25 protein-coding genes and 1 riboswitch are annotated in these 24,357 nt (G+C 41.1%); of the genes, 10 read left to right on the forward strand and 15 right to left on the reverse strand.

Annotated elements, in window-relative coordinates; genetic code table 11:
* Positions 1-122: 122 nt before the first annotated feature.
* From ACFQ38_RS08685 to ACFQ38_RS08730, 10 genes are all read right to left on the reverse strand, one after another.
* A complete protein-coding gene (locus ACFQ38_RS08685; RefSeq protein ID WP_336823709.1) occupies positions 123-959 on the reverse strand; it encodes a MetQ/NlpA family ABC transporter substrate-binding protein in 837 nt (278 codons plus the stop codon).
* Positions 960-1,009: 50 nt separating this feature from the next.
* On the reverse strand, positions 1,010-1,678 hold the full coding sequence (locus tag ACFQ38_RS08690; RefSeq protein WP_336823708.1) for a methionine ABC transporter permease: 669 nt from the start codon (positions 1,676-1,678) through the stop codon (positions 1,010-1,012).
* Positions 1,671-2,696, reverse strand: a complete 1,026-nt coding sequence (locus ACFQ38_RS08695) for a methionine ABC transporter ATP-binding protein (protein ID WP_381480396.1) — start codon at positions 2,694-2,696, stop codon at positions 1,671-1,673. The genes ACFQ38_RS08690 and ACFQ38_RS08695 overlap by 8 nt, the downstream gene beginning before the upstream one ends.
* Before the next feature lie 197 nt (positions 2,697-2,893).
* A riboswitch (SAM riboswitch) is annotated at positions 2,894-2,998 on the reverse strand.
* A gap of 50 nt (positions 2,999-3,048) precedes the next feature.
* Positions 3,049-3,345, reverse strand: coding sequence for a thioredoxin family protein (locus ACFQ38_RS08700; RefSeq protein ID WP_336823712.1), 297 nt, complete (start codon positions 3,343-3,345; stop codon positions 3,049-3,051).
* Between the two features lie 17 nt (positions 3,346-3,362).
* Positions 3,363-3,707 (reverse strand): toprim domain-containing protein, encoded by a 345-nt coding sequence (locus ACFQ38_RS08705; RefSeq protein ID WP_381480397.1) that lies wholly within the window; start codon positions 3,705-3,707, stop codon positions 3,363-3,365.
* Between the two features lie 62 nt (positions 3,708-3,769).
* A complete protein-coding gene (gene gcvH, locus ACFQ38_RS08710; RefSeq protein ID WP_381480398.1) occupies positions 3,770-4,153 on the reverse strand; it encodes a glycine cleavage system protein GcvH in 384 nt (127 codons plus the stop codon).
* An 80-nt stretch (positions 4,154-4,233) separates the two neighbouring features.
* Positions 4,234-4,593: an arsenate reductase family protein gene (locus tag ACFQ38_RS08715; protein WP_336823704.1), complete on the reverse strand. Its 360-nt coding sequence runs from the start codon at positions 4,591-4,593 to the stop codon at positions 4,234-4,236.
* A gap of 173 nt (positions 4,594-4,766) precedes the next feature.
* Complete coding sequence (locus ACFQ38_RS08720; RefSeq protein WP_381480399.1) at positions 4,767-6,554, reverse strand: acyl-CoA dehydrogenase family protein; 1,788 nt, start codon at positions 6,552-6,554, stop codon at positions 4,767-4,769.
* Between the two features lie 688 nt (positions 6,555-7,242).
* On the reverse strand, positions 7,243-8,418 hold the full coding sequence (locus ACFQ38_RS08725) for an acetyl-CoA C-acetyltransferase (RefSeq protein ID WP_381480400.1): 1,176 nt from the start codon (positions 8,416-8,418) through the stop codon (positions 7,243-7,245).
* Between the two features lie 30 nt (positions 8,419-8,448).
* The gene (locus ACFQ38_RS08730) at positions 8,449-10,833 is read right to left on the reverse strand and encodes a 3-hydroxyacyl-CoA dehydrogenase/enoyl-CoA hydratase family protein (protein WP_336823701.1); all 2,385 of its coding nucleotides are present in this window, start codon (positions 10,831-10,833) and stop codon (positions 8,449-8,451) included.
* Positions 10,834-11,066: 233 nt separating this feature from the next.
* Here ACFQ38_RS08730 and ACFQ38_RS08735 point away from each other — a divergent pair, with 233 nt between their 5' ends.
* From ACFQ38_RS08735 to ACFQ38_RS08745, 3 genes are all read left to right on the forward strand, one after another.
* Positions 11,067-11,384 carry a thioredoxin family protein gene (locus tag ACFQ38_RS08735; protein ID WP_336823700.1) on the forward strand — a complete coding sequence of 106 codons (318 nt, stop codon included), beginning with the start codon at positions 11,067-11,069 and terminating at the stop codon, positions 11,382-11,384.
* 87 nt (positions 11,385-11,471) lie between these two features.
* Complete coding sequence (locus ACFQ38_RS08740; RefSeq protein ID WP_336823699.1) at positions 11,472-11,933, forward strand: STAS domain-containing protein; 462 nt, start codon at positions 11,472-11,474, stop codon at positions 11,931-11,933.
* Between the two features lie 15 nt (positions 11,934-11,948).
* The gene (locus ACFQ38_RS08745) at positions 11,949-12,467 is read left to right on the forward strand and encodes a C39 family peptidase (RefSeq protein WP_336823698.1); all 519 of its coding nucleotides are present in this window, start codon (positions 11,949-11,951) and stop codon (positions 12,465-12,467) included.
* A gap of 185 nt (positions 12,468-12,652) precedes the next feature.
* On the opposite strand, the gene ACFQ38_RS08750 is transcribed toward ACFQ38_RS08745, so the two are convergent.
* From ACFQ38_RS08750 to ACFQ38_RS08770, 5 genes are all read right to left on the reverse strand, one after another.
* Entirely contained in the window at positions 12,653-13,552 is a 900-nt protein-coding gene (locus ACFQ38_RS08750) for a 5'-3' exonuclease (RefSeq protein ID WP_336823697.1), read from the reverse strand.
* Between the two features lie 569 nt (positions 13,553-14,121).
* Positions 14,122-14,571, reverse strand: a complete 450-nt coding sequence (locus ACFQ38_RS08755) for a GNAT family N-acetyltransferase (RefSeq protein WP_381480404.1) — start codon at positions 14,569-14,571, stop codon at positions 14,122-14,124.
* Positions 14,572-14,697: 126 nt separating this feature from the next.
* A complete protein-coding gene (gene hutH, locus ACFQ38_RS08760) occupies positions 14,698-16,176 on the reverse strand; it encodes a histidine ammonia-lyase (protein WP_381480405.1) in 1,479 nt (492 codons plus the stop codon).
* Positions 16,177-16,340: 164 nt separating this feature from the next.
* A complete protein-coding gene (locus ACFQ38_RS08765; protein ID WP_381480454.1) occupies positions 16,341-17,666 on the reverse strand; it encodes a DUF4179 domain-containing protein in 1,326 nt (441 codons plus the stop codon).
* Positions 17,623-18,183: a sigma-70 family RNA polymerase sigma factor gene (locus tag ACFQ38_RS08770; RefSeq protein WP_381480407.1), complete on the reverse strand. Its 561-nt coding sequence runs from the start codon at positions 18,181-18,183 to the stop codon at positions 17,623-17,625. The genes ACFQ38_RS08765 and ACFQ38_RS08770 overlap by 44 nt, the downstream gene beginning before the upstream one ends.
* 129 nt (positions 18,184-18,312) lie before the next feature.
* Between ACFQ38_RS08770 and ACFQ38_RS08775 the strand changes: the two genes are divergently transcribed.
* From ACFQ38_RS08775 to ACFQ38_RS08805, 7 genes are all read left to right on the forward strand, one after another.
* A complete protein-coding gene (locus ACFQ38_RS08775; protein ID WP_336823693.1) occupies positions 18,313-19,044 on the forward strand; it encodes a hypothetical protein in 732 nt (243 codons plus the stop codon).
* A 140-nt stretch (positions 19,045-19,184) separates the two neighbouring features.
* Positions 19,185-19,823, forward strand: a complete 639-nt coding sequence (locus ACFQ38_RS08780) for a hypothetical protein (protein WP_336823692.1) — start codon at positions 19,185-19,187, stop codon at positions 19,821-19,823.
* Positions 19,824-19,852: 29 nt separating this feature from the next.
* The gene (locus ACFQ38_RS08785; RefSeq protein ID WP_336823691.1) at positions 19,853-20,542 is read left to right on the forward strand and encodes a YjjG family noncanonical pyrimidine nucleotidase; all 690 of its coding nucleotides are present in this window, start codon (positions 19,853-19,855) and stop codon (positions 20,540-20,542) included.
* Positions 20,543-21,252: 710 nt separating this feature from the next.
* Entirely contained in the window at positions 21,253-21,864 is a 612-nt protein-coding gene (locus ACFQ38_RS08790) for an O-antigen ligase family protein (RefSeq protein WP_381480455.1), read from the forward strand.
* Between the two features lie 22 nt (positions 21,865-21,886).
* Positions 21,887-22,792: a glycosyltransferase gene (locus ACFQ38_RS08795; RefSeq protein ID WP_381480408.1), complete on the forward strand. Its 906-nt coding sequence runs from the start codon at positions 21,887-21,889 to the stop codon at positions 22,790-22,792.
* Between the two features lie 637 nt (positions 22,793-23,429).
* Positions 23,430-23,555 carry a hypothetical protein gene (locus ACFQ38_RS08800; RefSeq protein ID WP_336823689.1) on the forward strand — a complete coding sequence of 42 codons (126 nt, stop codon included), beginning with the start codon at positions 23,430-23,432 and terminating at the stop codon, positions 23,553-23,555.
* Positions 23,556-23,692: 137 nt separating this feature from the next.
* Positions 23,693-24,352, forward strand: a complete 660-nt coding sequence (locus ACFQ38_RS08805) for a DUF6241 domain-containing protein (protein WP_336823688.1) — start codon at positions 23,693-23,695, stop codon at positions 24,350-24,352.
* Positions 24,353-24,357 lie beyond the last annotated feature (5 nt).

Consider the following 24,357-nt stretch of genomic DNA (forward strand, 5'->3'; position numbering starts at 1 on the left):
ATCCGAATTCAAGCGAAACTAAACAGCCAATCGCCGGTTGAATACCGACTAAAGGCTGCTTAGAAGGTGTTTTATTATTGTCTCAAAAACGACAGGCAGTGCCTTCAGCTGATGGTTTATCATTATTTTGCAGGAACAACTGAACCGTTCCACTCTTCCAAGATAAAGTCTTGAATCTCTTTTGATTTCAATACTTCCACGAGCGCTTTGACCGCTTCTTTGTCCTCGTCGCCTGCACGCACTGCGATGATGTTGACGTAAGGTGAATCTGTCGCTTCAAGTGCAATCGCATCTTCCAATGGATTCAAGCCAGCGTCAATCGCATAGTTGGAGTTGATGAGCAATGCATCGCCCTCATTGTTTTTATACAATTGCGGCATCATTGCTGCTTCGTAATCAGGCTCGAACTTTAAGTTTTTTGGATTGTCGACAATGTCGCTTATTTCAGCTTTTACTTTTTCGACGCCATCCGCAAGCGTAATCAAACCGTTTTCTTCAAGCATTGCAAGCACGCGTCCGTGGTCAGCTACAGAGTTGCTAATTAGGATTGTCGCGCCATCCGGTAAATCATCCAAGGAATCGTATTTTTTCGAATAAATGCCGATCGGTTCAATATGGATGGCACCCGCATTTACAAAGTCGTATCCGAAATCAGCGATTTGCCCTTCGAAGTAAGGGATATGCTGGAAGTAATTTGCATCGATAATGCCAGATTCCAAATCTTTATTCGGTAAAATATAGTCTTGATAAGGCTCAATTTCCAACTTGTACCCTTTTTCCTCCATTAAAGGCGTTGCTTTTTCTAAAATAATGGAGTGAGGTGTATTGGACGCACCAACTTTAATCGTTTTTTGCTCTTCGTTGCCGCCACTTGCATTATCGCCTTTATCTTTCGTTCCGCATGCTGATAGCGCGAGGATAAGAGCAAGCAGAATGAATAGCGAACTGATTTTCTTCATAATAAGTACCCCCTACAATATTTTATATAATAAACAGGCATATCCTGTTATTAACGTTTGTCCACTTTCTTCACAGATAGGTCTCCAATGAACTGGATTGCAAATACAATAATTAAAATAATGACAGTAGCAACAAGCATGACATCGCTCCGGCTTCTTTGGAAGCCTTCATAGTATGCCAAGTTCCCTAATCCGCCTGCTCCGATCACACCAGCCATCGCAGTATAACCGACTAACGCAATTGCCGTAACTGTAATGCCCGAAAGCAAAGCAGGCAATGATTCAGGCAATAACACCTTAAAAATGATCGTTTTTGTTTTCGCACCCATCGATCTCGCAGCTTCAATAACACCTTTATCAATTTCTTGCAATCCGATTAACACCATCCGAGCATAAAACGGAGCAGCACCGATTACGAGAGCAGGTAGAGCAGCTTCCGGCCCACGCATTGAACCGACGAGTAACGTAGTAAACGGGATCAGTAAAATTATGAGTATGATAAACGGAATTGAACGAAAAATATTAACAATGGCTCCCGTGAATATGTTGACAATCCGATTTTGCCAAAGTTGCCCTGGGCCCGATAAAAACAACAGAATGCCGAGTGCTAATCCGAAAATGAAAGTAAATAAAGTTGATACACCCGTCATATATAATGTTTCGACGGTCGCCTTCCACATTTTTTCCCAATCAATATTAACAAATAAAGATTCATTCATTGCCTATCACCTCTGTTTTTACACCTTGTTCATGAAGATAGGCAATTGCCTCATCCATTTCCGCTTTCTCCCCTACAAGCTGGAGCAATAGCGTTCCGTAAGCTCCGCCTTTCGTTTGCGAAATATTTCCTTGCACAATATTCACTTCAACATCGTATTTACGAATCAAGTTAGCCAACACTGGCTGTTCTGTTCGCTCTCCGATAAAGAATAGCTTGATGATTGTGCCTTCGGAATAGTCCTTTTTCAAATTGCCAAGTGCCTCATTTGTCCCAGCAGGCTCCGTCACTTGCGAAACAAATCGTTTCGTAACAGGCGCTTGCGGTGACTGGAAAACATCTAATACTTGTCCGATTTCTACTACTTTTCCTGCTTCCATTACAGCTACCCGATGACAAATTTTCCGAATTACGTGCATCTCGTGTGTAATGAGGACAATTGTCAATCCTAACCGTTCATTGATGCTCGTCAATAATTCTAAAATCGAATCCGTTGTTTCTGGATCGAGAGCTGACGTTGCTTCATCGCATAGAAGAACTTCAGGATCGTTCGCCAATGCGCGTGCAATTCCTACCCGTTGCTTTTGCCCGCCCGATAATTGTGATGGATACGCATTTTCCCTTCCGGCCAAGCCGACTAAATCGATTAGCTCGGAAACCTTTCTGTCACGCTCCGCCTTTTTCACATCTGCTATTTCCAGTGGAAAGGCGATGTTTTCCTTTACGGTTCTTGACCAGAGCAAGTTGAAATGCTGGAAGACCATACTAATTTTCTGACGGGCTTTACGCAGCTCTTGACCTTTCATTGCAGTAATTTCCCGCTTTCCAATCTTGATGCTCCCCGAAGTCGGCATATCAAGTCCATTCAACAAGCGGATCAATGTACTCTTTCCTGCTCCGCTATAGCCGATAATCCCGAAAATTTCACCTTCCGTTATCGTAAAGGACACGCCGTCTACAGCAGCTATGCCGTTTTCTTTGGAACCGAACCTTTTTTCCACTTTAGATAATTGAATCATTTTCCCACCTCATATTTCTGATCATCCGAACGTGCAAACGCCAGCACTTTCCTTCATTTATAATTAACATAAATGAAACCTTTTTATCTTATAAAGTAAAACTCCCATAAATGAGGTTTTTCTTCAAAAATAAAAAACCTTCCTGCAGACAAGCAGAAAGGTTCAATATGTTATAGTACTATAAACATTTGTCCAATCTCTCATCTTCCAAAGCAAAAGCTTTGCGTGACTTGGCACCATTTCACATTCATGACGGTTGCCGGGCTTCATAGGGCACTTCCCTCCACCTCTCTTTATAAGAGTGACGTATTGAATTGTTAAATACATTTATATCATAATTACAGTTTAGAAGTCAACTTAACTTTTCAAGAAGATACGGGATTGATTGAAATGCGTAGATTTTATGGGTGATTTTACCGTTCTTTTGGATTAGCAGGCAAGGGACGCTTTCTATTTGGTAATCGACCGCCAAATCTTGCACGTAATTCATGTCGGCTTTCCCAATCGGCAAATCAGGCTTCATGACAGAAATGACCTCCAACATTTTGGAAGCTACCGCACATGTGCCGCATAATGGCGTATATAAATAATAGACCGATAAAGGTTTTTCCTTACTGTTTTCCCATTGTTCTCTCGTCCAATTTTCGATTCCCAACTTAACCACCCTCAATATAAAAGAAATTCGGGATGCACTTTGAAATCTGCTCTTAACAAAATTTCTGCTATTTTGCGCAAAGGGGTTTTCTCCACCTGTCCATAAAGGTGCTCCGTATAGAGATGGATCGCTTCGGGATATTCTCGGATGAATAACTGTCTAAGCTTATCGCCGGAGTCATCTGCATCCATGAAAACATAGAGATCATATCCTTCAAATGGATATAAAAGCTCTTCCACTCGATACGAGCTGACCGTTCCATTCGTGCAAATGATGGCAACTTGCTCTGACAACACCTTCTGGATTCTCTTTTTGTCGGATAAACCTTCAACAATTAAGAGCTTTTCTGCCTTCATGACATGCTCCCTCCCGAAGAAAAACGAAAAGCCCCAGTTTTCACCGGCGCTTTCACGTATGATTATTCACCAACAGTCATTTTGTCATACTCTTCAGCAGACATTAGCGCATCCAATTCTGACTCATCTGTTGCTTCAACGACGATCATCCATGCACCTTCATATGGAGATTCATTAACCAATTCAGGGCTATCTTCCAACTCTTCGTTCACTTCAATGACTTTACCGCTAATTGGAGCATAAAGTTCAGAAACAGTTTTTACAGATTCAACACTGCCAAAAGGCTCATCCACTTTCACTTCATCACCGACTTGAGGAAGTTCAACGAAAACGATATCCCCCAATTCAGATTGAGCAAAATGTGTAATACCAATTCGATATTTACCGCTTTCATCTTTTACCCATTCGTGTTCTGCAGAAAAACGCAAATCTTTAGGTGTGCTCATCCCATAACCCCTCCATCACTCTACATTTATTGATTCTATTTAATTCTGACATAATTCCATCTTAAAGACAAGGGAGTTATTCACTTCCCCCATACTTCCTCGAACTGCTCTTCTTTAAAGCCTACCGTCACTTTTTCACCATCTGTAAGAAGCGGTCTTTTCAGTAGCATGCCGTCTGAAGAAAGCAGTTTTATCTTCTCTTCGTCCGTCATTGCAGGCAATTTGTCCTTCAAGTTCAGCTCACGGTATTTCATGCCGCTCACATTGAAAAATTTCTTGAGCTCCAAATTGGAGGCTTTTATGATTTTTTCAAGTTCAGCTGCTGTTGGCGGATTTTGTGTAATATCGATTTCCTTAAATTCGATGCCTTTGTCTTCAAGCCATTTTTTAGCTTTTCTGCACGTGCCGCATTTATTGTAGCCATAGTACGTCAATGCCATACTTCTCAACACCTCCATTTAGCCCCATTATAACAGAAAAGCCACCCAGGTATACAAGCATACCCGAGCGGCATATGTGGCAATTCAATTACGATGTTTTTACGTACAGTTCATGAGTAAGACCCATGCAATCAAAACTACATAACGAAATGGTAGACTTCAACAGCTCGATATTAAAGGATATATTTTTCCGCTTCAATCAATTTTGCAGCTGCTTCACGTTTCTTCGCAATGATATTGTAAGGATTCGAACGAGTTAGCTTGCGCAGTGCTGATAACATCATGCGCTGATTGTCTCCTTCCACTGAAGCAAGCAATGTTTCTTTTGCATCCTTTTCGATTGCTTCGAATGCTTCCTGACAGAAGATTTCAGTATATAAGATCTTTTGTTGTTCTTTATCAGCGCCATTTTTCGCCACTGCTTTTTCCGTACGCAATAGTGCAGATTCCATTGCGAAAATATTGTTCGCGATATCCGCGATATTCACAAGCACTTCTTGCTCTTGTTCAAGCTTCGTTCCGAAGCGTTGCGCAGCCATTCCAGCTGCCAACAAACCGATTTTCTTCGCGTTTTTCACTAAAACTTTCTCTTGTGCCAAAGGCTCGTCGCCAATTTCTTCTGGCATCATCATAAGCAATTCTTCTTGCAAGCCTTGTGCTTTTTCAAGCAATGGCAGTTCGCCTTTCATCGCTTTTTTCAAGAATGTGCCAGGCACGATCAACCGGTTAATTTCATTTGTACCTTCAAAAATTCTATTTATGCGTGAATCGCGGTAAATACGCTCTACTTCATACTCTTGCATAAAGCCGTATCCGCCATGCAGTTGAACAGCCTCATCAACAATGTAGTCAAGCACTTCAGATCCAACAACTTTGTTAATGGAGCATTCGATTGCATACTCCGCAATCGAAGCTGCAACAGCTTTACCGTCTTTTTGCTCTTCAGGCGTCATGTGGCTATTGCGCTCTTCAAAATAACCGACTGTACGGTAAATTAAACTTTCAGTTGCGTACAATTTCGATGCCATTGTCGCAAGCTTTTCTTTCGTTAAATTAAATGAAGAAATTGGCGTTTTGAACTGCTGGCGCTGATTTGCATACGTGATCGCTAATTCAAGAGCACGTTTTGAGCCTCCGATTGTGCCTACGCCTAATTTATAGCGCCCGATATTAAGAATGTTAAACGCAATTACATGTCCTCGACCGATTTCTCCTAATAGGTTTTCAACAGGCACTTCGGCATCTTCAAGAATCAATGTACGTGTAGAAGAGGATTTAATACCCATTTTCTTCTCTTCCGCGCCGACAGATACGCCAGGGAAATCTTTTTCAACGATGAACGCAGAGAATTTATCGCCGTCAATTTTTGCGTAGACAACGAATACATCTGCAAAACCAGCGTTTGTAATCCACTGTTTTTCACCATTCAAAATGTAATGCGTTCCTGCCTCATTTAATTTTGCAGTCGTTTTCGCGCCTAAAGCATCCGATCCGGAACCTGGCTCAGTCAATGCGTAGGCAGAAATTTTTTCACCCGTTACGGAGTTTGGAAGGTACTTCTTCTTTTGCTCTTCATTTCCGAAAAGAACGATCGGCAATGTACCGATTCCAACGTGTGCACCATGCGTAATGGAAAACCCGCCAGCTACTGACATCTTCTCTGCGATTAGTGCAGATGAAATTTTGTCAAGGCCCAAGCCATCGTATTCTTCAGGAACATCCGCGCCAAGCAGACCTAATTCTCCTGCAGTTTTCAATAGTCTTACAGAGTGTTCAAATTCATGGTTTTCCAAGTTTTCAATAACGGGAGCAACTTCATTTTTTACATAGTCCTCTGTCGTTTTTGCAATCATTTTATGCTCATCTGTAAAATCCTCTGGCGTAAAGACACGTTCAGGTTCAATGTCTTCAATTAAAAATGCTCCACCACGAATTAAGTCAGTCGTTTTTGTTTCAGCCATTTGAAATTCCTCCTTAATATTTTATGAGAGGCAGCCACTTACACTTATTTAATTTAGCGTACATAAATGTAATGACTGGCACCCAAGATCGTTGATTATTGTTCAAGTAAATGCGTTTTGCAGGAATGGTTTTAGATAAAGATGTGCTGCTCTTGTATTTATGTGCACTCTACACATTGCTTTTGTTCGATGTGACAGGCAGGGCGAAGTGGTGCTCTCAACGCTGCGCTTTTGTTCGCAAAGCCTGTTCGATGTGACAGGCAGGGCTTTTATGTGCTCCTAACGCTGCGCTTTTACTCGCAAAGCCTGTTCGATGTGACAGGCTTCGCAAAGCCCGTTCTGCGTGACGGGTAGTGCAAAGATTGTGCTCCTAACGCTTCGCTTTTGTTTCCATCCAGACTCCGGGCGGCAACCCCTCGGTCACTTCAGGATTGGATTTAGGGCAAAGAGCGCCCTAAGTCCAATCCTTCCAGTGCCTGTCGGGGTTGAGCAGCCGCCCTACGCTTTAGTCACATCCAGACTCCGGACGGCAGCTCCTCGGGTCGTTTCAGATAGGAAGCTAAGGCAAAAAGCGCCTTAGTTTCCTATCTTCCGACATACAGGACGTATTAGTGCCGACGTTGCCGCAGGACGCGGCGCTCTTAGTCGGCCAACGCCTGTCGGAGCTAAACGCCCCTCTCCGCTTTTGTTATAGCATTTCAAATACTCCGGCTGCTCCCATTCCTCCACCGATGCACATTGTGACGACGCCGAATTGTTTGCCTTGGCGTTTTAGTTCGTTCATTAATTTCAATGTCAGGACAGATCCGGTTGCGCCTAGTGGGTGGCCAAGGGCGATTGCGCCGCCGTTGACGTTTACTTTATCCATATCCAAGCCTAAATGGCGGACGACTTGCAATGATTGGGAAGCGAATGCTTCGTTCAATTCCCAAAGGTCAATATCGTCAATGGAAAGCCTCGCTAATTTAAGTGCTTTCGGAACTGCTTCAATCGGTCCGATTCCCATTACTTCAGGGGGCACTCCGCCTACCGCAAAGGAACGGAATTTGGCGATTGGCTTCAAGCCTTTTCCTTCAGCCACTTCGCGATCCATTACTAGCACGGATGCTGCACCGTCTGAAGTTTGCGAAGCGTTCCCTGCTGTAACAGAGCCTTTTACTGAAAATGCTGGACGCAGCTTCGCCAACACTTCCATTGTTGTTCCGTGACGGACACCTTCATCCATTTCGAACATAAAAGTCTTTTCTTGATATTTGCCGCTGTCGTCGACGAATCGCTTAACAACTTCAACCGGCACGATTTCATCTTTAAATTTCCCCTCTGCAATCGCTGCCGCCGCTCGTTCATGCGATCTTACAGCAAATGCGTCTTGGTCTTCACGGCTCACGTCATACTTCATCGCAACTTGTTCAGCAGTATGCCCCATGCCCATATAATATTGTGGTGCTGTTTCCGCCAATTTGAAGTTTGGACGGATCGTATTGCCCATCATCGGCACCATGCTCATCGATTCAACGCCGCCAGCGATAATCGCTTCAGAATGACCTAACATAATGCGTTCTGCCGCATAGGCAATCGATTGCAATCCAGATGAACAGAAACGGTTCACTGTAATTGCAGGCGTCGTATCTGGCAATCCTGCCAAAGCGCCGATATTGCGTGCAATATTCATCCCTTGTTCAGCTTCAGGCATTGCACAGCCCATAATTAAATCATCTATCGGTCCATCATAATCATTTGCCCTCTTTAAAGTTTCCTTGATAACCAAGGCTCCCATATCATCGGGACGGACAGTCGCAAGTGAACCTCTGCCCGCTTTTCCGACCGGCGTTCTTGCACCGGCTACAATTACTGCTTCACGCATTCGACTTCCTCCTTTTTACTTTGACGCTAATCAGTTGCGCAACGGTTTCCCTTTGAGCAACATATGCTGCATGCGCTGTTGTGATTTCGGTTCAGCTACGAGGCTCAAGAACGCTTCACGCTCAAGGTCCAACATGTATTGCTCATCGACTAAAGTTCCATATGGCACTTTGCCACCAGATAATACATACGCTAATTTCTTCGCGATTTTCAAATCATGGTCGCTAATGTAACCAGACAAGTACATGCCTTCAGCACCTAAGAGCATCGTTGCATAGCCGGAATCTCCAGTCACCGGAATCTTCTCTTTCTTCGGAGGTGTATATCCACCTTCATACAATGCCAATGCCGCCTGTTTCGCATCATAAATTAAGTGATCCGGATTTACGCTAATGCCATCTGCAAAATCAAGGAAGTTGTTTTCACGCGCTTCTTCAGCAGATGTCGATACTTTTGCCATTGCAATTGTTTCAAATACTTTGTTCGCGACGTATTGATAGTCTACTTGAACACCGTTCGGTAACCCTTTCAAATGCTTTGAATAGAGGTTGACGTTTCCACCGCCGCCAGGGATTAGGCCAACTCCTGCTTCAACAAGACCTATATATGTTTCCATGGATGCTTGGATATGCGCTGCTGGCAAGCAAACTTCCGCTCCACCGCCCAACGCCATTTGGAATGGTGCAGCAACGACCGGTTTACGGCTATACTTGATTTTCATCATAGCGTTTTGGAATGAGCGGACGATGAAATCAAGCTCGAAAATATTATCGTCTTGGGCCTCCATTAAAATCATGCCAAGGTTTGCCCCTACGCAGAAGTTCTTGCCTTGGTTACCAATGACAAGACCTTTGTAATTTTTCTCAACTTCGTCAATTGCAAAGTTGATCATTTGAATGACATCAGGACCAATCGCATTTGACTGTGAATGGAATTCCAACAATGCGATGCCATCTCCAAGATCGATCAAACTTGCACCCGAATTCTTTTTAATGACGCCATGTTTCTTTTTGTAGCGCTTCAAATCAATCGCTTTTTCGTTCACTGGTACTGGTCGATACCCTTCCCCATCGTAGTAGAGAAGATCCCCATCTTCCTCTCTATAAAACGATTCGATGCCCTTTGATAGCATCGTTTCTACGAATGCAGGAATTTGTGAGCCTTCCTCTTTCATCTTCTCGACGGATTTCGCAACGCCAATCGCATCCCAAATTTCGAATGGACCTTGCTGCCAGCCAAAGCCCCATTTCATCGCATTGTCAATCGCAACGATGTCATCGGCAATTTCACCAGTCAATTGGGCAGAATAGCGTAATGTCGGCGAAAGAACATTCCATAATATTTCGCCTGTACGGTCGTTCGCGTATACGAGCGATTTCACTTTGTTTGCAAGCCCTTTTTGTTGCTTCGCCATTTCAATTGAAGGCGTTTTCAATTTCTTCGTCGGTACGTATTCAAACGTCTCAAGATCCAATTCAAGAATTTCTCTATCTTTCTTTAAATAGAAACCTTGTTTTGTTTTTGCACCTAACCAGCCATTGTCAATCATTTTCTTCATGAAAGGCGGCAATTCAAATACTTTCTGCTCTTCGCCCTCTGTTTTATCAAAAGCATTTTTCGCGACATGCATGAATGTATCCAGACCGACGACATCTAATGTTCGGAATGTTGCAGATTTCGGGCGGCCAATCAATGTACCTGTAACCGAATCGACTTCTCCGATTGAATAGCCTCGCTTCTCCATTTCTCGCAACGTAATAAGCAAGCCGTACGTTCCGATCCGGTTCGCAATAAAATTCGGAGTGTCTTTCGCAATGACAACGCCTTTTCCTAATTTGTCCTCTCCAAACTGCAACATGAAATCAAGCACTGCCGGATCTGTTTTCTTGTTTGGAATGACTTCCAATAATTTCAGGTAGCGCGGCGGATTGAAGAAATGCGTGCCAAGGAAATGCTTTTGGAAGTCTTCCGATCGCCCTTCCGCCATCGCCTCAATGCTAATCCCAGACGTATTCGATGTAACAATCGTTTGCGGACTTCTTACCGCATCTATTTTTTCGTACAGCCCTTTTTTCACATCTAAGTTTTCAACCACTACTTCGATGATCCAATCAACGTCTTTCAATCTATCTACATCATCCTCTAAGTTGCCAATTTCAATGAGTGATAGATTTTTCTTCGTCGCCAAAGGTGCAGGTTTTTGTTTCAATAATTTTTCCAGTGCAGTAGCAGCGAACTTATTGCGGATTTTCGTATCCTCTAACGTTAGTCCTTTCGCTTCTTCCTCTTCTGTCAATTTGTTCGGAACAATATCCAGCAACAATACCGGAATACCGATATTCGCCAAATGAGCCGCGATCCCTGAGCCCATGACACCAGAGCCGATTACTGCTGCTTTTTTAATTTGATATGTCACGTTAGCGAGCCTCCCTTTCTTCTTTTGAATGAATGCTCATTCATTTCATAAGTAAAAAAAATAGAAACGCAATCTATAGTCATAGTTTAGACCATTTATCCCCTTTTCGCAATATTTAATTCTATATTTATTCGAAAAATTATTGTTATCAGCCTTTTGTCGATATCGTGGGCATTTCATTTCCTCGTACGATGAAAAGATTGTAAACTGAACAGTGAAGGAGATGATATAGGATGAAATCAATTACTACTGCAGAGCAATTCAATGAAATTATTAACAAAGACGACAAAGCACTCATTAAGTTCCAAGCCGGCTGGTGTCCTGATTGCAAACGGATGGACATGTTCATTGATCCTATCGTCGAAAAATATAATACGTTCACATGGTACGACGTTGATCGCGACGTGTTGCCTGAAATCGCTGAAAAATATGAAGTGATGGGTATTCCAAGCTTGCTTGTTTTCCAAAACGGGGAAAAGAAAGCTCATTTGCATAGCGCAAATGCAAAAACGCCAGATCAAGTAGAAGATTTTCTTGAAGAAGTGAAATAATTGCTAGCAGCGGCATGACAAACTTTGCCGTTGCTTTTTTTATTCATTATAATAGATTTAACGAATTTATTATATTGAGGTGGTCCTATGGATTACGAAAAAGAGATTGAAAGGTTAAAAGGAAGGATTGCTTGTTTAGAACAAACGATACGAGAAACATCGGTTCCAATCATTTCTTCTATTGTCAATCATACAATTTTAGTTCCAATTGTCGGATATAGCGGAGGTGAGCGTTTTGAATTGATCCGGACTAAAGTGCATGAATACATAAGTAAACATCCCGATGTCAATTGTGCAATATTTGATTTTTCAGGCGCAGATTTGGATGAAAAGGATCATGCGGAATTTGATCAAATGGCAATCGAGTTAGGACTACTGAACAACACATTGAAGCTGATGGATATCCGTCCCATCTTAGTAGGCTTCAACCCGCAAATCGTCCGTAAAATAGTACTCGCTGGCATCCATATGGATTTTGAAACATACGGAACGTTCCGCGCCGCCTTGAAAGTGTTGTTAAAGGAAGAAGGCCGTTCACTTAAAAAGTAGATAGGGGCAAACATGATGAAAACAATAAAAGGATTCATTGGCAAATCGCAATTCGATGAAGATATTGAAGCCAAGTTCCGTGCTTCTGCATGTGGGCCTGTCACTGCCTTTGTCATCCTTCGCCATTTATCAGAAGCCGAGCCTCACCTTTCCATTAACAAACTATATCGCAGCTTAGGCGGAACCAAAATTGGCTTAAGCAAATATCGAATGATCCGCAATTTAAGAAAGCTATTAGGGGCGGGCTGGAACATAGAATCTTGCGGAATTGAAGATGTCCTGTTGGAAATAGATGAAGGAAGACCAGTTGCCGCCAAATTCGATAAATGGTTCACGTTTCATTGGTTAGGAAAATTTACTTTTGATTATCACTGGGTGCCGATCGTCGGCTATGAGAAACACGGAAATGATCTCATTCTACTTATACATGATAATGGCGGCCGCAATCGGACAAGCCAATTGCGTAAAGTATCTTATGAGCAGAACAAGAAAATCCTTTCTTTCGTAAAAATGAAGAAAACCGCTGCTTTTTAAATTTCAAGCAGCGGTTTTCTGATCGACCGTTTTCTTCTATTGCATTGGTGCTAAAAGTTCTTTCTCGACTAATAAAGAAAAATCACCAATAGCCGGCAAGACCCTGAAAACGTAGTACGGAGTCGTAAATAATCTTCTAATATAAGAGTCTTTGGTGTTTTTCATTTCGTACATTACTTTGTATTTCAATGCTGTGGCGATAGGAATAAGGAGTCCATTTGCCTAATGATCATGCGATAGCCTTCTTGCTCTAATTTTTCTCTTAATGACTCACCGAAAATCGGCACTGCCAATTCTTCGATTGGATCTCCGAATGACAGCTCACAATGGATTTGGGCTAATTCCCTCGATAGCATAAGCATTTCCATATCGGTTTCAATCTTTTTGCGCATGCCGGGCGTCAGCTCATCCAGTGCATTTACGACACCATCAACCGTTCCATACTCTTTAATCAATTTCAAAGCTGTTTTCGGACCGATTCCTTTAACGCCAGGATAGCCATCGCTCGGATCGCCTGTAAAAGCCTTTGTATCGACAAAACGGATCGGTTCGATTTCATATTCCTCCACGAAGCGCTCTTCGGTATAAATGTCGTAAACTGTATAACCTTTTTTCATAAGTGCGATGCGGACGCCTGGTCGCAATAGCTGCAATAAATCTTTATCGCCTGTGACGACAGTAATATCGGCACGCCCTTCCCATTCACAAATAAACGATCCGATCAAATCATCGGCTTCCATGCCTTCCACTCCGTAATTTTTCCAACCGACCCATTCCGAAACTTCCCTCGCCATATCGAATTGCGGCACAAGCTCCGGAGCCGGTTCTGGGCGATTTGCTTTATAGCCGTCGTATAAATCATTTCTGAAAGTATGGGCGCCCATATCCCAACAAACTGCCATATGTGTCGGTTTGAAAATTGAAACGGCTGTCATAGCATGACGCACGAAACCTTGTACACCATTCGTCGGAACTCCTTTATCGTTCGGAAAATAATGGCCCATCGCTGAAGTGGCAAAAAATGATCTGAATAATAGCGCCATGCCATCTACTAGTAAAATATGAGGCTTTTGTTCGCCCGTCATTGCTTTCATCTCCTAAAATAGTATAGTTTGCTTTTCCATTTTTGTTGAAATAGGTAAAGTTCGTGAAAGAGGGATAAGTACTAAACTGCCCAAAAGATCAGTATATTAGCCTACAATTTATCAAGCATCACAAAAATGCAAGTCTGCTAAAAAAGCGGATTGTCGCGTTGCTTCTATTGTTAGTTGTCGGATCCGGAACACTCATAGAGCCAACGCTCATAGTCCACGACACAAAAATGCCATATTGAAAATAACCATTCGAGGTTGGCAGTGCGTCTGTCTATACAAGTTTTATATAACACTCTAATGATAGCATGCTTCATGCATTGATTGAACAAATTGGACGCATCGATGCAATTGATTATTATCAAAACTACTTTCAGATGATAACCAACTGCCGCCAATCAAAGGGGGAGAGGAATTGTTACAGATGAATATTATTAAACGTGGAAAGCTGCAGCTATGATTTAAGAAATACGAACATTAAATAAGCGGGTCCTAAAAACCTCATTAGGACCCGATCCTCTTCGATCGCTCTCTAAACCGAAACTTCTAAAAAAACCTATGGATTATAATAGTAATTTCATGCCTTCATGGCTTGCAATAAAGCCTAAACGATCATAAAAGCGATGGGCATCCTGACGTTTTTTGTCAGTTGTTAATTGAACCATTCCACATTTTTCAGATTTTGCAATCGCGATTGCTTCTTGAAACAACGCTTCTCCTACCTTTTTTCCACGGTAATTTTGAGCAACACGAACTCCTTCAATTTGCGCTCGTTTCATGCCTTGTCTGGCTAATCCGGGAATCATTGTGAGCTGCAGGCAGCCAATCACAGAATCACCGTCAATAGCTAAGATGATTTGATTCCCGGTTTGTGCCTCAATTGCTTCAAACGCCTCATAATACGATTGTGGCAATGGAGTTTCGTTACGCTCGCGTTGAGAACCTAATTCATCATCGGCAAGAAGATTTACGATTGCTGGTACGTCATTAATCGTAGCTTTTCGAAAGTTCACTACAACTTCACCCCTCTGTGTATAGATAAGTAAACTGTTTTGAAATAAGAACACCGTTTTCTGATTATAGTGACCCAATTCTATAATTATCACCTGAAAGGCCGAGTCGCTAACCCCGCCTTTTAATCATATGCACAAAAACTGTTCGATTTTCTGAATATCCGCTGCGAAAATTCGATCTTGATCGATCGGCGATACGATATCCCTTAACGCTTCAAGCTTTTCTCTTGTACGTGGGGCCATGTTTTCAACATTTTGATACATGCATGCTGTCATTGCGCATAATGCTTCAATGGCAAGGACGTTACGGACATTTTTAATAATTTGATAAGCATGCCTTGAACCGATCGTGCCCATCGACACATGATCTTCCTGATTGCCCGAAGATGGAATGGAGTCAACAGATGCTGGATGCGCCAATGTTTTATTTTCCGAAACGAGGCTTGCAGCGGAATATTGCAAAATCATCGCGCCCGACTGTAATCCGGGCTCTGAGCTGAGAAATGGCGGTAAGCCTTCGTTTAATTGCGGATTGACAAGCCGCTCAATGCGTCGTTCGGATATATTCGCAAGCTCAGCCATACCGATTTTCAGGAAATCCATTGCAAAGGCAATTGGCTGGCCATGGAAATTTCCTCCTGAAACAACGATCTCCCCATCATCAAAAATGAGCGGATTATCCGTTGCGGCATTCATTTCAATTTCCAATTTCTCTTTTACATACGATAGAACTTGAAAAGTTGCGCCATGGACTTGAGGGATGCACCGAATGGAATATGCGTCTTGCACACGCAGTTCGCCTTGTTTTGTCGTTAAACCGCTCCCCTTCAGCCATTCCAACATCCTTTCCGCAACACTGATCTGTTCAGCATAGCCGCGCGCTTCATGGATAGCGGGATGAAAAGCATCTGTTATACCCTTTAGCGATTCCATCGTCATCGCAGCAATCCATTCACTGTCATATGCCAACTTTTCTGCTTCTAAATAATTGACGACGCCTTGAGCAGTCATCGCTTGTGTTCCGTTAATTAACGCAAGCCCTTCCTTCGCTTCAAGAACGATCGGACTTAGTCCATGTTCTCTCCAAACATCTTTAGCAGAAATTGGCTTGCCATCTTTCCAAACGAATCCTTCCCCTACTAAAACGAGCGCCAAATGGGAGAGCGGTGCAAGATCACCTGATGCGCCAAGAGAGCCTTGTTGAGGAATGACAGGATGAATTTTGTGATTCACCATATACGCAAAGCGCTCCAGCACATCAGCCCTAATGCCCGAAAAGCCTTTCATTAACGCGTTGAGCCTGAGGACGACCATCGCTCTAGAAACGACTTCAGGAAAAGGCTCTCCTACTCCACAAGCATGCGAACGGATCAAATGTAGTTGCAAAGCTTTCGTATCCTTTTCATCGATTTTCACATCACTGAATTTGCCGAAGCCCGTATTAATGCCATAGACAGTTCGATCATTTTGAACGATATTCTCGACTGCTTCACGGCCCTTCTTCACCCGTGCCAACGCATCGCTATTCAAGGTGATCTTGTCATCATTATATAAAATCTCTTCCATTTGCTTTAACGTCAATGAATCCCCAGTTAGTTCAACCATTTCAAACACCCTTTCGCCAAATTAATTTCGTTCCCTTATTCCTATCGTACACGAAAATAAATTAATTTTGTTGACTTTTGCGAAAGTTTGTTCTATGGTAATGTGCTGTTGTTTTAGTGTATTGATGCAATAAAAAATCCATGGTGATTGCCATGGATTTTTTACTATTTGATTTTCACACGGACATCTCCTTTTATATACGTTGGATAGGCATGTAGAGGGAACTCCAAAGGATTCGCAAAGTCCTCATTAGGTAATTCGACTCCGATTGTAACTTTTTTATCATTTACCCTTGAAAAAGAACCCGATTTTGAACGAAGCTCTTTCCCTTCGGCGTCATAAAATGTGGAAAATGGATCATGGTAGTAATCCTTTCCACCTTGTAATTCGACTTCCATAAAAGAAGACCCATGCATCTTTACATTGCTGAATCGTTTATCCTTTGGCTGCTGTAGAATATCTTCAGTTTCGGTATGAATAACGATAAATGCTTCGTCTTTCTCTAAAGCCATTAGCTTGTTAAATTCCAAATACAGTTCATCACTGCTTTGAAAATAATTGCTTTGTAAATAATAGATTACTTTATATGGATCTTCTACATACCTCGCGGAAATGCCGTTTTTGATGGACGTCCATTCTTCTCCATTTTCATCTACAATTCGTAGATCTTCAAAACCAAATATTTTTTTCGTATTTTCAGGAGCGTACTCAACTTCTACTGCTGTTTTAATTGGACCGACTGTGATGCTGTTGATCTTAATTGCTTGCCCTTCCACGATGGTCGTTTCATTGATCTTCATTTGTTCTTTCTTCACAGGCTGCAGTTGCACTTGGAATGGCAAGCGAACAGTTTCTGTAATTTTGGATCTGTCCGTGTCGTTTGCAAACTGAACTTCCAGCATCAATTGCTCCATTGGCAATGGTTCGTTAAATTCGATTTCCACTATGCTTGTTAGATCTGCTCCATCTTCATCGTGATAGCTACTGGATGAGTTCTTTACATTGACAGCATCTTTTCCATCAACATCCACTATCCGATAATCGGAAACAAAATCTATTTGTTCATTTGTTTTGTATTTTATTTCAATAAATGCAACAAGGCTCGATTCATCAGTAATGATCCCTTTCAATGTCACTTCCACATTTTCTGTCGAATCGGTTGAGTCGATTACTTGGAAATGATCATTTTCAATCGCCATTTGCAGTCCTTTATTGTCCTGAATCATTTCAACAATCCGCTCCATACCTGGAAATGAAGCAATTGCATTTGCGAACGCAGGCGATACGCGTATTAAGGCTGCAAAAGCGAGAATCAGAATTGCAGCTGAAACTGTAGAGAAAACGCTGCGCTTAACAACCCGCCATTTCTTTCTTCTATTCGTTTTTGCATGTTCAAACCCGTTCTGAATAGCAGCTTCCAACCGTTCTTCGGGTAGGGCTGCCTTCTCAATTTCCGCTTTCCATTTCTTCAGTTTTCTTTCCTCTTCCATCAAGTTCTTTCTCCTCCTTTCCTTCAAAAAACGTCCGCAATGATTTAACCGCCTTATATAGCCTCGTTTTCACAGTTCCTTCCGGTGTTGACGTCATATCTGCTATATCTTTTATTTTAATATCATGCAAATATTTCAAATGAATCAATTGCCGTTCCTTCTCAGACAGTCGGCTAAGCGCCTCTTCGATTTCAAGATATGTAAAATCATCGCTTATTCCTTCTAATTTACCTGCATTTGCATCAAGCACATAACGTTTCTTCTTATTTAGTACATCACGGAAATGGTTCATCATAATTCGGATAAGCCATGTTTTTGCATATTCTGGCATTCGCAACGTTTTTATTTTGTCATAGGACCGCATCGTTACTTCTTGTACGGCATCCAATGCATCTTCTTCATTTTTCAAATAGGATAGTGCCGTTCGGTAAAGAGCTTCCTTATGCTCGGAAAGCAATCGCAAAAACGCTTCATCATCTCCTTTGATCGCCTTTTTCGCAAGTTCTATGTCCGTCAATTCCCCACCTCCAATTGGTCCCTCTATCTATTAGACTCGCCGGCACAAAAAAAGTTTTTATACCCCAAGAGTCCAACCCATTTACGTTATTGTCACATAGGATATGGAGAATGCGAAAGGGGAGGAAAAATGTCGAGTATGTTTGCAAACAATCAAGATGAAGAAGAGTTTTGGTATCCAAAATTGCCAGAAGGTTATGAAGGAGAGGAAAAAACAATGGTAAACTACGGAATGAATGAATGGATGCCGGGCGCTATGCCTAATTACGGAATGGAAGGTTATGGTCAAGAAATGATGTACGCTGGTATGAACTCGACCTATGATATGCCGTACTCGCCGACATCTCAGGCCGTTCTTCCTTTTGATCCTAACTTCCCATCTGGCCAAGGTGGATCGTTTGGATTTCCCGGAGGTTCGGGATTCCCAGGAGGACCAGGTTTCCCAGGGGGATCAGGATTTCCAGGGGGACCGGGTTTTCCTGGTGGGCCAGGATTTTTTCCGGGTCAGGGAGGTCCTAACTTCCCGCCAGGCCAAGGGTTTCCACCTATAGGTTCTCCACAAGTACCGGGCAGCCCGGGCGGATTTCCGGGTCAGGGAGTACAACAAGCTCCAACAGCGCCGCCACCAAATTTCACACCGGAATACCCTGCATTCCAAACCTTCGCTGTCGATCCAGGGGCCATCCGTGGATGCCTGTTCCGATACACTTTTGTATGGACATCTAGACATAGCGGATTCTGGTTCTTCCCAGTTTTCGTTGGTCGCACCTCAGTAGCAGGCTACCGCTGGAGACCAAGTCGAAGAAGATGGGAATATTTCGGTATAGATTTGAATCGAATTGATCAGTTCACTTGTTTTTAATGAAAAAATGTCTTTCACTGCCGGCAAATATTCGTCATTTGCCGGCGGTCATTTTATTTTGGGAGGCTGGACGTGTTATGATAAAGAATTGAACAGATGCGCATGCTATCATTAGCTTCCGCTATATGAGGAGTGAAACTATGGATAATAAGGAAAGACAGCTATTTAACTTCTATTACAATAAGTTTGCTGAAAGACGATTTGATGAAAAAGACGTTTTTGGCTTTTTATCATTCGCAAGAAAATATACGGAAAATAATAGAGTCATGAAGGAACTTGGAAATTTTATCGTCCATAGAGAAAATACAACGGGGCAAGTTCAAGCATTTTTTGAGGATTGTAAACAAATAATCGACAATCTTAATCAAAGAGGCAATCGAAAGATTTATCATTTATTTTCCTTTAAGGAAATTCGGAATGACTTTAACGCATTGCTTTCCGAGATAGGTTTTGAAAAACTGTCTCCCGAAGTTATGAATGATTTCGTTTTATGTATCATTTCATTGCTGCAAGATGTAAAATTAATGTTTGGAAATAAAGAGATGGGCCATTTAAGTTTTGCAGCATCAAGCAAAGAATTATTTTTAATGGGCAATATGAAAGCCTATCATAATGGGCGCTACATACCAGTGACATTTCCGGTTTTATCGGTAAAAAATATGTACGAGACCATCAAGCCTCAAGATCATAACGATACCCCTTATCTATTTGATCATGCAATCGTAGAAATAATGAACATCGATGGCCGTCTCGTCATTACTTTCCCTACGTTATCATGAACTGCATCTAAAGAATGGAGGCACTCTACATGAAATATGATCTATTTTTATTTGACTTAGACGATACGTTAATGGATTTTAGCGAGAGTGAAAAAAATGCATTTTCACTTTCCTTTAGCTCCATTGGTTATCCAAATGGCTTAAGTGATTTTCGAGAGAGCTATCGAGCGATTAGCGATGTGCTATGGGACGATTTAGAGCACGGCCGCATCACATTGGGAGAGTTGAAAACGGAACGATTTAAACGTTTGTTTGAGATGCATAGCCTTGAGGATGACGCGGAAGCATTCGGCCAAACATATCTTGATCATTTAGGCAAGGAGATCCATGTAATTGATGGCGTCGAGGAAATGCTGAGTAGTCTTTCGGATTTCAGATTAGCGATTGTCACGAATGGCTTCAAAGACGTTCAATATTCAAGAATTAGCGGTTCAGCACTGAATAACACATTTGAGGCAATCATTACATCAGAAGAAGCAGGTGTTCAAAAGCCTTCCGCAGAAATTTTTGAGTACGTATTCAAGCAATTACAAGTGACGGACAAGTCCCGCGTCCTCATGATCGGCGACTCGTTATCCTCCGATATTTTAGGCGGCAACAACTTCGGCATTGATACGTGTTGGTACAACCCAAAACGGAAAGAAAATAAGAGCGCTGCGAAACCGACATACGAGATTCATGATTGGAAGGAATTTAGCTTTGGGAAACTCGAGGCTTGAGCAAATAAATAGCAGAACATACAAAATCCCTATTTGTACATTGGCATGGACAAATAGGGATTTTGTATGAGCAAACGAAACATTGACGCATAGCGATGTACCACTCTCAGCGTATAAATAACAATACTGTCTAATAGAATGTATAAACACAATAAAAAGGTGGATCATTGGTGTTGACATTCAGTAGACAACAACTAATCGGAATACTATTTTCTCTATTAATGTTCATAGGTTTTCTTTCCTACGAATATACAATTTATAGACATGCCTACCAAGCAATGATCTTGTCCATTTTTATATTGGGAGTAATCATCATAATTCTTGGAACAACGGAATCAAACATTCCGTTTTATCTTAAAGCCTTGAGGAACAATAATATAATTTTCGTTTTATCAAGCTCCATGCTTCTATCCACACTTCTTTCATCACTTACAGTTGGTTTGGTAACCTATCACAGTCTATTTAGCGTCTTATTGATCATTTTCACCTTTTATATATTTTTTTTATTGTTACCAACTCTGTTAAATAATCTTGATCAAAAGGCGAGAAAGCTAAGCTCACTGATCACTTTTTTTTCGGCAATCGGCATTATCATAGGAATGAAAGGAAACTTTTTAGGCTATAGTCCAACGCATTATCCAAGAGTATCATCCATTTTCTTTGATCCCAACTATTTTGGAACTCTATGTGCGATCGGTTTTATTTTGTGTATGAGCAACAAGGGTATATACAGGCTCTTCGCTTTTATTAACCTTTTAGCATTATATTTCTCCGGTTCTAGGGCGGCAATGATTAGTTTATTCATCGTTGTATTTGTATTTTATTTCCATAAAAAGAAATGGAACAAAAAAACACTACTCTCCTTTGTTGCACTATGCATAGCCGGCTATCTTTCCCTAACCTTTCTTTTAAACACAGGATATTTTAGATTTTATAATGGACTCAGTTCCCGAGACTATCTTTGGGAGCTTTCATTTAATATCATAAAAGAACAACCGATTTGGGGGTATGGTCATGGATCTGTTGCAGGAGTATTACAGAACATAGGTGCTTCTATTAGCAGCTCCCATAATGCGTATTTAGATTTTATAATCACTTACGGTTACCCGACATTCTTCCTGTACAGCTTCGTCATAATAAAAGCTTTTTATATTGGAGCTAAAAATAATATTCCACAATATGTACTGAAAAGTGCATTTCTACTTTGCATTTCCGCGAATTCCATTTCAATCAATTTAGGTGGTTTAGGCATAACTTCTTTATTATTTACTTTGTTTTTAGGTATTTGCAATGCTTCGAACTACAAATCGTTTTCTAAATAGAAGCTTACGAAGGGAGTATTATATGAAGAAAATGCTGTTCATTAGAAATGAAAAAGCGTTTCTGCCCGAAATAGAAGCTTATATCCGATATTTTAATAAAACAAAAGAGTTCATCGCCTATGATTCATCAAAGTTAAACGGAGATTTTGACCAGAATGAATATGATATACTATGGGAATTTAAAGGGGTTGGCGGATTAAAAGCAACAGACCAAATCCTTATACATGAGTATGCTTCCTTATCAACGGGAACATTTCCAGTTTTAAAAAATACAATTAAGACACTCAAAAACCGTAAGCCAAACTTACGGGTCTTTTTAAACGCCAATGTTAAATCAGGTTTCAATTTTAAAGATACGATCCCGTACTGCTATCGAGATATGGGGATTGACCGTATCTTTCTACAGAATAAAACGCAAAAAAAAGAATTCGATTTTGTTTATATCGGTTCCGTCTCAAAATGCAGGGAAATTGATCAACTATTACATACCTTCACTACTAAAATGAAAGGCAAGCTATTATTAATTGGCCCTGCGGATGATGATCTCTACACTGCTTATAAGGATAATAAAGACATTACATTCACTGGAAAGGTACGATATAACGAGGTTCCGCAAATTGCCAGTACAGCTGAATATGGCGTTAATTTCATTCCGGATCGGTATCCGTTTAATATACAAACTTCCACCAAGCTTCTTGAATATTTGGCTTTAGGATTAAAAGTAATTACGACGGATTATGAGTGGGTCAGGCAGTTTGAACAAAAAAATAACTGTTCTTTTTTCAAACTTAATATTAATCATTTTGATCATAGCCAATTAGAAAAACATGAGTTCATTTCCAATCTGAATCGTGAATATTACTTGTGGGACAACGTGATTGACCGTTCGAATATATTACAAAAAATAATAGAATTGGGTAAGCCATGAACTTGAAACAAAGAACCCATCGTCATTAATTCTGATGATGGGTTCAGACTATATAAATAAGCTATCAAGTGTTGATTTTCCCTTGATTTAGATTCATCTACGTTAAATACCTGATTATAAAATTCCCTTCGTCCATTTCACTTTTACATTACATGCTTTTAATAGAACACTTCCATACAAGGATTGTGCTTCATACCCGGAATAGACTGGCACAACCTCTCACCCGAACCCCATTTTGAATCGGCGGATGTTTTCATCATCGGTTAGGCCACCCATATCATATACTTTGCATCCCAACTCTTTGAATAAAAGCATACTTTTCCAAATAAGGTATCGATTCGAGATGCTTAATTTTTTTTTGGAAGCTGGTCATCTTTTAGTCGAAAATGTGAGGCAGAGTATACTCAAATTGAACAAAACAAACCTTCGTCCAAATATAAAAAACCACCTTTTTACTATCGGTTTCTTTACTACGTCTTGCGATTTCTTGAAATCACTAAAACTCCTTTTTGCATACTGCATAAAAAATAATGGTCATAGTAATACATCAATCATGTAATAATTTGGACAACAGTTCGATTAATACGAAAATGATTGCAGCAGTCGGGCTAGAGATTAAATAGTGAGGAGAGGTAGTTTGAATACAATTTACGACGTAGCCTTTATCGGTGTATTACTTTTTCTATTGCTTGTGTATATACTCATTGACTTTATGCAAAACGGAAAGAGGAATTTTGTAAGAAGAAGAGTGTATGTAACATAAGCCGAATTAGTAACCTTAATTTGATTATTAAGTACACTATATCCACTCAATGAGATAAAACTTTGCCCTGAGTTGCTCATGTTTTCGGGATAACGCTTTTAACAGCGGTCATTAGTATAGGTGGCACGTATTTGTATATGAATGAAAATGAAAATGTAACGAGGAATAGTAGTTCTGAAAATGAACGACAGAGTAGTGAAACAACGGATGAAAAAAGCGATAAAAAGGAATTTGTATCAACGGTTGATACGAGACTTGGTTGGGAAGATGTTATACATTCTAACTGGATTGATGAATGGGAAAGTGGCGTAAAACCGCTTTCTGAAAGTTTAATACAAGAAGTTATCCAAGAAATGACCCACCAAAAGATTATTGCGGATGAAAAAGAACAATCGATTATGATAACGCCTGTACGAATCGACACTTTGAAGCAAGTGGTGGAAGAAAATAAAGGGAAGTATGAACACGCTGATGACTATTTAGATGTGTTAAATCGTTGGGGGAACGGTGATTTCTCAATGGTTGATTATGACCATAATTTGGTGATGTATCTTCAACACTCAAAACATCCGGATGGCCTCGCAAAAGGGATTGCATCCATGGAGCAAGAAATCCATTATATATTCCAAGTCTTTTCAAAAGAGGTCGATGACGTATTAGGTAGTGATGAAAAAAATAAGTGTTTTTATGCATGGATGGAACAGGCAGCGATCTGCGATCGAGAGAGCCTTTGTATCTTTGTAGTTTGTGATTATCCAGAAGAATTGGAAGCCTTACCTCTCTTAGGTTTGTATTAAAAAAT

The sequence above is a fragment of the Sporosarcina contaminans genome, assembly GCF_042679045.1.
Taxonomy (GTDB): domain Bacteria; phylum Bacillota; class Bacilli; order Bacillales_A; family Planococcaceae; genus Sporosarcina; species Sporosarcina contaminans.